General features: G+C 68.0%; 5 protein-coding genes and 1 pseudogene. 5 read left to right on the top strand and 1 reads right to left on the bottom strand.

Annotated elements, in window-relative coordinates; genetic code table 11:
* Positions 1–156 precede the first annotated feature (156 nt).
* From ABZ656_RS53855 to ABZ656_RS53840, 4 genes and pseudogenes are all read left to right on the top strand, one after another.
* Positions 157–415, top strand: a pseudogene (locus ABZ656_RS53855) (methyltransferase domain-containing protein); the annotation flags it as partial.
* A gap of 348 nt (positions 416–763) precedes the next feature.
* The gene (locus ABZ656_RS53850) at positions 764–1,372 is read left to right on the top strand and encodes a YdeI/OmpD-associated family protein (RefSeq protein ID WP_180362306.1); all 609 of its coding nucleotides are present in this window, start codon (positions 764–766) and stop codon (positions 1,370–1,372) included.
* Between the two features lie 1,368 nt (positions 1,373–2,740).
* Positions 2,741–5,041, top strand: coding sequence for a molybdopterin-dependent oxidoreductase (locus tag ABZ656_RS53845; RefSeq protein WP_101403303.1), 2,301 nt, complete (start codon positions 2,741–2,743; stop codon positions 5,039–5,041).
* 134 nt (positions 5,042–5,175) lie between these two features.
* Positions 5,176–5,727: an EF-hand domain-containing protein gene (locus ABZ656_RS53840; RefSeq protein WP_101403304.1), complete on the top strand. Its 552-nt coding sequence runs from the start codon at positions 5,176–5,178 to the stop codon at positions 5,725–5,727.
* Positions 5,728–5,816: 89 nt separating this feature from the next.
* Here ABZ656_RS53840 and ABZ656_RS53835 read toward each other — a convergent pair whose 3' ends face one another.
* A complete protein-coding gene (locus ABZ656_RS53835; RefSeq protein ID WP_360279472.1) occupies positions 5,817–6,518 on the bottom strand; it encodes an IS30 family transposase in 702 nt (233 codons plus the stop codon).
* Between the two features lie 490 nt (positions 6,519–7,008).
* Here ABZ656_RS53835 and ABZ656_RS53830 point away from each other — a divergent pair, with 490 nt between their 5' ends.
* Entirely contained in the window at positions 7,009–8,406 is a 1,398-nt protein-coding gene (locus tag ABZ656_RS53830) for a hypothetical protein (protein WP_360279469.1), read from the top strand.
* Positions 8,407–8,629 lie beyond the last annotated feature (223 nt).

The following is an 8,629-nucleotide window of genomic DNA, read 5'->3' as shown; positions in this document are numbered from 1 at the left end:
TACGTCCAGTACGAGGACTTCCGGCCGGCACGCCGAGAGCACGCACCGGACGCCGCTCCTTGACGGGCAAACGTTGCCTGCCGCGGCACTAGCGGCGACCGACGCCGAGGGCAGCCGGGTCGCCTCAAGCCCGACTGTTGTTACCAACCTCCGTGGATAGAACAGCCCGGCTACCCCGATGCGTTGGTGGCACGGATCGTCGCCGGGAGCCCGGGCCTGACGTGCTCGACGTCGGCCGCGGCGCCGGCATCGCAGCCCGCCGGTTCCAGGCGGCCGGCTGCGCCGTGCTCGGCGTCGAGCCCGATGCGCGGATGGCCGACTCGCGCGAGTCCTTGGCCTGGAGGTCGAGGTGGCGTCCTTGGATGCCTGGCAGCCGGCCGCCCGGATGTTCGACGTGGTCATCGCCGCCCAGTCACCGGCCTCGCGGCACCACCAGCGGCGCTTGTGACAGCGGAACTCCAATCCGCTCTCGCCGTAAGGGAGATCGCGTGGCCGGGTCACCGCCGAGCCCTTAACCCGGGTGGCGAACACCCCCCCGCAGGCCGGGCAGACTCTGGCTGTCTCGTCGGCCGTGACCAGGTGAACTCGGCGCCTTCCGTCGGCCAGCCCCTCAACCCGCGCGACGGACACCCCGTCGAGGTCGAGCAGCAACGTCGTATCGTTGACCAAGCCCGTGGCTCCTGCATGATCGTTCTGCGTCGAGAACAGAGATGATCACGCAGGCCCACGGGCATCCCGCATCCGGGGCCGTGCCGAATGCCTCATGACAATCGGCCGAGTGTGGTTCGCTGCTGGGGTGACTCAGGACTTGGAGATCGTCGCATTCGAATCCGCCGAGGCATTCCAGGCATGGCTCGGCGAGAACCACGCCGTCTCGCCCGGCATCTGGCTCAAGCTTCGCAAGAAGGGCCCCGGAATCGCCGCGCTGGACTACACCCAGGCGCTCGACGTGGCACTCTGCTACGGCTGGATCGACGGCCAGAAGGCAAAGTTCGACGACCAGTGGTGGCTCCAGCGGTTCACCCCGCGCAAGCCGCGCAGCAAGTGGTCCAAGGCCAACCGGGACAAGGTGGCCGCCCTGATCGAGCAGGGCCGGATGCATCCGCCGGGACAGGCCGAGGTCGACCGCGCCAAGGCAGACGGCCGCTGGGAAGCGGCCTACGACGGCGCGAAGACCGCCACGCTGCCGGACGACCTCACGGCGGCCCTGACCGCAGACCCGGCCGCGGCGGAGTTCTTCGAGACACTGGACCGGCAGAACCGCTACGCGATCCTGTACCGGATCCAAGACGCCAAGAAGGCCGAGACCCGGGCGCGCCGGATCGAAAAGTACGTAGCGATGCTGGCGAAGGGCGAGAAGCTGCACCCGTAGTCACGGAGCGGGACCGTGGCCGTGTGCTGCCCTGGACTCTCGGCGCGCTTGCGGCCCCGGCAGCAGCCACCAACCGCCGTCGCTGAGCGTAACGAAACGTCAGAGGCCCTGAGCAGGCGCACCGCTCAAGATCGAAGACCCACGTTGACCATCTGAGGCAGCGCTGCGTCCCAGACCGCATCGACGTAGTCTTTCCTCAGGTCCGCGTTCGGTACGTCCGGTTCGCTGGGGCCGGCACTGCCCTGCTGTCTCCTACGGGCTGTCTCTTGGTAGCTCTGACCAGTGTCCTCATGCGGCGGCATAGTTCCTTTTTACGTGCGTGGTGCTTGGTCATTAGTCGCTCTATCTGCACCGGCGCCCGCGATCCGATGCGATGAACGGACCTCTGCTGTTACTGGAGCAGGGCGAGATGCGGGGCACCTTCGGGCTTCATCGCTTGCCATGCGCGGGGGTCGGCGAAGCGCAGCCGGGACCGTCGCCGCTGAGCGGTCCAGCAAATCTAACGAGCCACCGGTGCGAGGGTTACCCAACGCTAAGCCCGGTCCGAGGCGCGGTCGGAACAGATCGGCAACTGGTCGCAGCACCTGGCGCAGCTTGCCGGATAGCCGCTGGACGAGAACATGGCGTCATGAGCCCTGTGGCGTGAACCGAGGGGGTACGGCTTCAACTGCCCTGGAGAGGCAAGGCCACTGCTGGCAGGCTGAGTTGGGACGAAGGGCGGGGTCTCTTGCGGGGTGACAGGCGGCAGATTCAGACGGCGGTCCTGGGCAGTGCAGACTCGGAGCAGCCGCTGATGCTGCCTTTGGAGGCGATCGAGCTGGACGCCTTCCGCCGCCGCCACGAGCACGACACTTTCTGGTGCGGGTTGCTGCTCGGCGGCTACGGGGGGGGCGATTGACCACGAAGTTGTACACCGACCGGGCCTGTTCCCTGTCAAGTCGTGCGTGTTGAGGACTCTCAGACCGATTGCCGGCCTCCCAGGGTGCCCCGGGAGCCTCGTCGTGGATTCCGGGCTGTTCTTGGTCCGATGTCAGATTGCCCAGTGCCTGCGGGCCTCGACGGTGACCGTGACAGTTCCGCGCCGGCTCCGGCACTCCAACCGTCCCTCGACCGCCTTGGAGCGAGGTGGTCCAGGACCTTGACGCTGGTGTCGGACGACGGTCAGGTCGCGGTCGACAGAGGCGCTCCGGGCTCCGGTTGAGTGGCGGCGGTGGGAGTCGTGCGCACCGTCAGGGTTGGGCAGCATCCGCCAGGGGGAGCCTGTGTCCTGCGGACCGCTGACTGACGCGGAACCCCTGTGGTGTAGCGGCCGTTGTTCGAGAGCCGGAGAAACTTCAGGGATGGAGTTGATGCACGGTGGAACGACGCATGCCGGTGGCGACGCACTGGGGCAGTTTCGTAGCCGTGGTCGATTCGGGTCAGCTGGTGCGCATTGAGCCCCGGGGTGATGACCCCGCGCCGTCGCCGATCGGCCCGGGCATGGTGACGGCTGCTGAGGACAGTGCGCGTGTGCTGCGTCCCGCGGTGCGCAAAGGGTGGCTCAATGGCTTGCCGCGCGCCGATGAAACGGCCAGAGGTGCGGACGCCTTCGTAGAGGTCAGCTGGGACGACGCGCTCACGCTGGTGAGTGAGGAATTACGCCGAGTGCGCGCACAGCACGGGGACAGCGCGGTGTTCGGCGGCTCGTACGGCTGGGCCAGTGCGGGCGGGTTCCACAATGCGCAGGGTCAGCTCCAGCGGTTCCTGGCGTTGGGCGGGGGCTACACCGACTCGCGCAACACGTACAGCACCGCCGCTCTTGAGGTCATCCTTCCGCATGTGATCGGCGGGGCTCCGTGGAGCTACCAGTCCCGGATGCCGATGTGGGACGAGATCGCCGAGAGCTGTGAGCTCGTGGTGGCGTTCGGGGGGCTGGCTCTGAAGAACAGCCAGATCAACCCTGGCGGGCTGGCCCGGCACCAGACGCGGGACCTGCAGCGGAAGTGCCGTGAGGCCGGGGTGCGGTTCGTGAACGTCAGCCCGATCCGCAGTGACACCGCCGACTTCCTCGACGCCGAGTGGCTGCCGGTCATCCCCAACACCGACACCGCCTTGATGCTCGGCATCGCGCACACGATGCTGGTCAACGACTGGTACGACGAGGACTTCCTCACCCGCTGCTGCGAGGGGTTCGACCGCTTCGCCTCCTACCTAACCGGCGACGTGGACGGCGTCGTCAAGGACGCCGACTGGGCCGCGAGGATCACGGGCATCAGCCGCGACACGATCCCCGATCTCGCCCGCCGCCTGTCCACACAGCGTTCCCTCATCATGGTCAACTACGCCATTCAGCGGGCGGACCACGGTGAGCAGCCGATCTGGATGTCGGTCGTGCTGGCGGCCATGGCGGGTTCGCTGGGCCGGCCCGGCTGCGGCTGGGGCGCGGGCTACGCAACGATGGACGCGACCGGTGTTGCCCCGGGCCGCCCGTCTGTGGCGTCGATGCCCCGGGTGGCGAACCCTGTTGCGGACTTCATTCCGGTCGCCCGGATAGCCGACACCCTGCTGGAACCGGGCGCGACCATCGACTATGACGGTCAGCGCCTGACCCTGCCGGACCTGCGCCTGATCTACTGGTGCGGAGGAAACCCCTTCCACCACCACCAGGACCTCCACCGCCTCACCCGAGCCTGGCAGCGCCCGGACACGGTGGTGGTCCATGAAGCCTGGTGGAATACCACGGCGAAGTTCGCCGACATCGTGCTGCCCGTCGCGACCAGCCTGGAGCGTGACGACTTCGCCGCGGGGTTCTCCGACCCTCACCTCGTCGCGATGCCGAAGGTCCGCGAGCCGGCCGGCGAGGCACGCACCGACCACCAGATCTTCGCCGCTTTGGCTGCCCGGCTCGGCTATGAGCGCGAGTTCACCCAGGCGCGTTCCGAGATCGAATGGGTCCGGCACCTCTACGTCCAGACACGGGCGAACCTCGGCGACGACGCGGCCCTGCCAGACTTCGACGACTTCTGGCAACGCGCCTCCGGTGTCGAACTGCCGGCACTCAGCGGGCCGTTTCCTGGCAGCTTCGAAGCACTGCGCTCCGATCCGCAGCGCTTCCCCCTGACGACGCCGTCGGGCCGGATCGAGATCTTCTCCGAGGAGATCGACTCGTTCGGCTACGACGACTGCACCGGACATCCGACGTGGTTCGAACCCGTGGAGTGGCTTCGCGCCGACCTGGCGGACCGCTTCCCGCTGCACCTGATCTCGAATCAGCCTGCCTCACGCCTGCACAGCCAGTACGACAACGGTGGCCACAGCCTCAAGTCAAAGATCCACGGCCGCGAGCCCGTAACGATCAATCCGCAAGATGCGGCATCACGCGGTATCGAGAACGGCATGATCGTGCGCGTCTTCAACGACCGAGGCAGCTGCCTGGCGGGCGCGATCCTGTCGGACGCCGTTATGCCCGGCGTCATCCAGCTGTCCACCGGAGCGTGGTGGGACCCGGCCCAGCCGGGCCGGAGCGGAACCTTGGACCGCCACGGCAACCCGAACACCCTCACCGGGGACCGCGGGTGCTCGCGTCTGTCCCAGGGACCCAGTGCGCACAGTGCTCTCGTCGACGTCGAGGTCTACGACGGGCCGGTCGAGGAGGTACTCGCCTTCACACCACCACACCTCGAACACTGAAACGAAGCCAACTCGACGACGGGCGAGTTTGCCGTGTTCACCCTCGTCGGGCGCCCGGTCGGCAGGTCCGACCGGCGCCCAGCCTCCACTCGGACGTTTGCGTCGTCGTAACTGCGTGAATACGGTGCGCAGTCATGACTGCACTTCAAGATCTCAAGTACGGCCAGTGGTTCAGGGGCGCCGATGTCGACGGCGACGGGTTCATTACCCAGCACGACGTCCGCAAGATGAGCGAGCGCTACATCAGCGCCCGCGAGACCACCCCTGATGCCGAGACCGTCCGCCGGCTCACCGAGGGGATGGACCAGTTCTGGTCGAACGTCATCGCCCCGATGGATCAGGACGGTGACGGGAAGGTCGATGTGCGGGAGATGACCGAAGGCTTCAAGAGTGTCCTGACCGACCGCGCGCTCTACCCGCAGCAGATTGCGCCGGTCACCAACTGCTTCTTCGACCTCGTCGACCTCAACGGAGACGGCAAGATCGACCAAACCGAGTTCCAGCAGATGTTCGACTCGGTCGCCGCCGTCCCCGGCGAGGACTGCGCCGCCGTTTTCGCCGCTCTGGACCTTGATGGTTCCGGCGGACTGGACCGTGACGAGTTCCACCAGGCACTCGAAGAGTTCTTCTACGGCAACGACCCCGACGCTCCCGCCAACCACATCTTCGGCAAGGTCACCGCCTGACAGTCCCCGGATACGCCCCCGGACCCGCGCTTATGCCAGGGCCTGCCCCCTGGCTAGCGGCCGCGTGGCGGCGTGGGTCGCGTAGCACCTCAGAGCGTCGGGTGTGGTGGGGTTGGCAGCGTGCGCACTGTGGCGGCGGGCTGCGACAGCCAGACGCACGAAGCGGATGGCCCGGTCGACCATCGTCCCGATCGCCGATCGCCGATCGCCGATCGCTGGCCACGGCCGATGATGAGATCGCCCTCCCAATCCCCTGGCCTGGAGCGCTCGTTGACTATGGTGGGGCGGTCGCGGATCAAGGTCATGTTCTTGATCTTGTTGGGTGACGGAACGCCCCGGCGCTGCTTCTTGCGTCGGGTTCGCCCGGTCCGCAGCCTGCCCTGACGCCGGCCCAGGAGTCCGGCGAAGAGTCCGCGATAGATCGTCTCGGCGCACGCGTGCATCTGCGGCTCGTCGGGGTACTGCCGCCGGAGGTAGCGGGAGATCTGCTGCGGCGACCACTTCTCGTCGATTTTCTCGCGGACCACGATGCGCAACGGGGCATGGTCGCGGATCTTCTCGGTTTTCGGACGCTGCCTGCGAAGCAGTGCCTGATTCTGCGCCCACCAGGGGGCGTAGCTTCCGTCCTCCTTCTTTCTCCGGGCGATCTCCCGGTAGACGGTGGACGTGCTCTTCCCGATCACGGCGGCGATCGTGGTGGGCGGCTTCCCGGTGCGCGGGCCGTCGGCGATGGCGATGCGGTCGTCCTGGGTGAGGAAGCGTGGCGAGACAGAGACATCAGGGATGATCATGCTTCCAGCTTCGATGAACCACTTGGATCCACAGCTGGTGGATACGCCCACTTGGCGGGCTGCCGCAGCCCCCTTCAACCCCTGACGCACCAGCTCGAAGTACTGCCGCCTGGCGGCAGTGGGCTTGCGGTTGGTTCCTCCACGAGGCATGCGAACGATCTCCTTCCGCGGCGTTCGCAACCATCGATGGAATTCAAGATGTATAGGCTCAGCAGTTCATCGACGCGGTAGTCGGGCGCCAGCAGAATCGGGTCACCCGGCAGGATCCCGACTGACGCTTCGCGCTCCGCCAGCGCCCACCCCGCGAGAACGGGAGCGCGCGATGTGCCAGTTGCCACCGGCCTGGGAACCCAGAAGACACGCCACTTGCTCACCGCGCCACCCTGTCAGATCGGCTTCAACACGCCGATTCAATAGGGATGGCCTGCCACTTCGCGCACCATCCGGACCCGGACGGCAGCCGCACGAGTGCCGGCGCCGCTTGCGGGGCGTGGCCAGCGCCGACCACCTGTACGTGAAGTCCGCGGCCGCCGCCTGGCTGCGTGGCCGCGGTGAGCAGGCCCGCTTCGACTTCACCCGGCCCGACGGCGCGCCGGTCGGCTCCGTCGTGGACATCCAGTTCAAGGACCGCGGGCTGCGGGTGCACCTGGATGGAGCGGTGGCCCCGGTGTGGGACGACGGGAGCGAACCGGTGCTGGGGGTGTCGGTGCCGGTGGACCGCGACACCCTGATCGACCGCTGGTGCGTGCACCGCATCCGCCTGGACAGCGAGGGCGCGGCCCGCCGGGTGAAGATCGGCACGGAGGCGTGCGCGCGGCCCACCGAGTGGTTCGGCCTGGACGACTGCGCGATGACGGAGCGCGGCCTGTCGACGCCGGCGGTTGAGCGGATCATCGAGTCCCGCCGTACGCCTCCTCCGGCGCGGTGGTCGCCGGGCAAGGTGAAGAAGGTGCCGGAGCCGGATGCGCGGGCCCAGGGGCTGCTGCGCCGGCTGCTGTATGCGCGCCGGATCGAATCCGTGGTCCTGGTGACGCAGGTGTGCGGGGAGATCTCCGACCTGGCCGGGGTGAGCCCGGCGATTCAGGGGCAGCTGGAGGCCGCGGTGCGCCACGCGCGCGTCTGGCTGGAGGAGCAGGCCGAAGTCCGCCGGAAGTTGTTCGCCAGCCTGGACGAGGCGGTGGCTGATCAGAGGGCCGGGCGGGTGCGCAGGCTCCTGTTTCGGGTCAACGCGACCGCCTCCCATGACCGCACGGAAGCCGAGGAGGCCATCGTGGCGCGGGCGGCCGACTACTTCGCCGGCCTCGAGAGCCACACGCGGCAGGCGGTTGAGGCGGAGGCGGCTACCGAGCGGGCAGCGGCGGAAGCGGCCGGCCGCGTGCGCACCCTCCTCAAAGACCTGCGCCGCCATGACGCATACGCCTACGAGCTCCGTGATCAGGTGAAGGAGCTGCTGCGGGCGGCGACTCCGGCGGGGGACCATGTGACTGCCGGGCAGGCGCGAGACGTTGCCCTGTGGAAAGAGCGCTTCGCCGCCGGCCGGTCGCTGCCCCCGTATCCGCTGCACAGCCGGGTGGGACGCCGGTACTGGATCGCGCGGAGCTGTCCACGCTGTCACGCGGAGCAGGGCAAAGACTGCGTGCTCGTCGCAGGAACCGACACGGGCGAAAGGCGCAAGTATCCCCATGACGAGCGGGTGCAGCTGATTTTGGACGAGCGCAAGGCCAAGCAGAAGCAGACCCTGCGGGCGTGGCGGGTGGACGAGGTCACATGCCCGGACTGTGGCAAGGGTTACAACACGCCGTGCGAGAGCCCGGCCGGTCCGCACCGCTCCCGGGTTGAACTTGCCAAGGAGAACAGCCGTCTTCGCAAGCCCCCGCCGAAGAGGTGAGCGGGAAGGACCTGTTCGGGCAGAGGCAGAAACACCGCCGAGGCACCGAACTGCCCCGCGCCGCCCTGCTGCATGCCCGGATGACGCCGCCCGTGCCCGGACGCTGATCAGCCGGGCGATCGTTGCGGGATGAGCTGCTGCTCCGGACGGTCGATCTCACGCCACAGCGCCGGCCTTCCCGGGCCTCTGCGTTTACGGCAGGTCAGCAGACGGTCGGCGACGC

This window comes from Streptomyces sp. NPDC007095 (assembly GCF_040634475.1).
GTDB lineage: Bacteria > Actinomycetota > Actinomycetes > Streptomycetales > Streptomycetaceae > Streptomyces.
Note: the sequence above shows the minus strand (reverse complement) of the source record. Positions and strands in the feature narration are given on the sequence as shown.

Bases quoted from the DNA above. Each gene is read 5' to 3' on its own strand.
- ABZ656_RS53845 (WP_101403303.1), top strand. From the start codon at position 2,741: ATGCCGGTGGCGACGCACTGGGGCAGTTTCGTAGCCGTGGTCGATTCG.
- ABZ656_RS53840 (WP_101403304.1), top strand. From the start codon at position 5,176: ATGACTGCACTTCAAGATCTCAAGTACGGCCAGTGGTTCAGGGGCGCC.
- ABZ656_RS53835 (WP_360279472.1), bottom strand. From the start codon at position 6,518: ATGATCATCCCTGATGTCTCTGTCTCGCCACGCTTCCTCACCCAGGAC.
- ABZ656_RS53850 (WP_180362306.1), top strand. From the start codon at position 764: ATGACAATCGGCCGAGTGTGGTTCGCTGCTGGGGTGACTCAGGACTTG.